Source organism: Synechococcus sp. H60.1 (genome assembly GCF_047462335.1).
Lineage (GTDB): Bacteria > Cyanobacteriota > Cyanobacteriia > Thermostichales > Thermostichaceae > Thermostichus.
Window position 1 is genome coordinate 1 of record NZ_JANSJA010000227.1, and the last position, 2,203, is coordinate 2,203.

Consider the following 2,203-nt stretch of genomic DNA (forward strand, 5'->3'; position numbering starts at 1 on the left):
AAATACAAGCTGAGGAAGAAAAAAGGCAGGGCTGAGTTGTCCCTGCCAAGAAGATCGAGAGCTGAGCCCCTGCTCCTTCTGTTGCAATCGCTGTAGCAAGGCGCGATTACGTTTGTTAATCTGGCGCTTCCGTGCCGTTCCCCCACGACCACGATAGTTCCTGCCCTGGCGGCGGGGGGATTCGTGAGATTTCAGCCGCATGGGATCCCTCTGGCCAATCCGCTAGTCTCACCCGATTCTAATCGAAGCTTCGGCCCTCGACAGGGGCGAGAACTGCACTTTGGCTTAGCCAGTTTTTGAGCCAATGGGTGGCCCGGCAGTCGTCCTCGTTGTAGATGAGCGACTGCTCCAAATAGCGGCGATCTCGAGTTTCCAGCCATTGGCTGTACCAGTAGATGGACTGGGCTCCATTGGCATTGGGCAACCGCCACTCGAACCCCAGCCAGCGGGCAATGTTTTTCAGGGAATAGCTTTCAATGGGCAGCACCACCGAGCGTTGGATCCAGGCGTGTAAATCTACGAAGCGCTGCAACAATTGCCGCACCTGCCGCGAATCCGTAGGGTATCGCTCCCCCAGCCGCTGACAGGTCTGCACTTCAAAGCCATGGAAATGGTAGATGGGCGCTTCAGGGTAGCGTTGAACCAGGTGCAAAAATTGTTTCCAAGCTTGCCCTTCTTCCTGGGGCTCGACAGCCAGGCAACTGTGGTAGCTCACCAGCTTTTCCCCCTCGGCTTGTTGCACCACCAGCAAGCCCAACAGGTAAGCGACGTTGTGACGGGGATCCGCCTCGATATCGAAGTACAGCTCCACGGGCGCTGTTGGCAGAGCTTGCGGCGGCGATTGCAGCCAAAGGGGCTTGCGGCTGAGGGTGGCACGGGCTTGAAGCTGCAGTTGCAGGGCCACGCCGGCTCCCAGCTTGGGGATGGCCTGGAGCATCTCCAGGCGGGCGTTGGCTAAGGCCTCAATCGAGTTGATCCCTGCCTCTTGCAAAAGGGGATAGCGGGATCCGGTTACACCCGGTAGCAGGCTGAGGGGTTGGGCAACGGCATTCAACTGCCGACAGTGCTCCCGCCAGTGGCAAAGATGACAGCGGCTGCGGGCCATCAACACCTGGGGCGGCTCCGGCTGGTCGAGGGAGCGCAGATAGTCTTGCAGCAGGCGGCGCACCTGGACGCGGCGTCGGCTGAGGTGGACAGGGTGCCACTTCCCATCTTTTAGAATCAAAAAGCCGCGTTTGGGCACCTGCCCCTGCAGGGATCCCAGCAATTCGGCCTGCAGCGCCAGCAACAATTCGTACTCCGGCTTGGGTCGCTTGCCAATGCGAATGTGAACCGGCAGGTAGGCGGGCCGGCCTTGGCTGCGAAGGGCGGAATCCCGAATCAGGAGATCCAGGGAGCTGCTTACCCAAAGGGAACGAAACTCTGGAAGAGCCGCAGGCGGCAGTCCAGAGTTGGAGGGTGTCTTGTCGGTGGAGTCCTCTTCAGGGAGCGCAACCTCTGTCTCAGGGGAAGGGGCAAGGGCAACTGCAGAGCCGGCAGGCTCTGCCTCAGCAACTCCCTCGGGATCCACTTCCCAGAAGAGCTCTGCTACGACCTGTCCGCCGTAGATCCGCTCTGTCCCTGCTGCCATGGCTGCCAAAAGGGCTTCATTACCCGGCGCGACCTGTTCGCCGGGGAATTGCTCCAGCACAGCAGCTTGTAAAGCTTGGCGATCCCGGCGCCATTGCTCCAGCAGGCTTTCCGGCGGCAGCTTGGCTTCTTGAGGCCCAAACCGATCTAGGTAGGGCAGGCGCCGACAGCGAAAAAAGGCCAGCAACTCTTCTGCGTCAATAGAACCCTGCTGGGCTGCTGCAACCTGAAACTCCAACGGCGGACGACCTCAGCTCTGCTGCCATTTTGGCACGCCTTTTGGGGATCCCTTACGACCTGGGATCCTGAGCTGACAAAAGATGGGCGATGAGGCGGTCAACTGTTTCCGCTTGGCGGCGACCCGTCTCCGCCTGCTGCTGGCAAACGGCCTTCAGCTCTCCCAGCCAGGCAGTTTGCTCCTGGGTCATCAGCACCTGTTGCTGAGCAATGTCCTTCAAATAAGACAAGTCGTCTTTGATGGAGCTGACGCTCTCGGCTAGGGTCAGCACGGCACCAACTAGGCGATCCAGGCGGAAGTCAATTTGGTCAAATCGGTCTTTGCTCTGCATTTTTT

General features: G+C 59.4%; 2 protein-coding genes. Both read right to left on the reverse strand.

From position 1 onward, the window contains the following. Positions 1-238: 238 nt before the first annotated feature. Positions 239-1,867, reverse strand: coding sequence for a TM0106 family RecB-like putative nuclease (locus NW852_RS11125; RefSeq protein WP_414426747.1), 1,629 nt, complete (start codon positions 1,865-1,867; stop codon positions 239-241). A gap of 52 nt (positions 1,868-1,919) precedes the next feature. Next, positions 1,920-2,203, reverse strand: a 284-nt coding sequence (locus NW852_RS11130) for a hypothetical protein (protein WP_414426748.1), incomplete at its 5' end; no start/stop codon positions are given.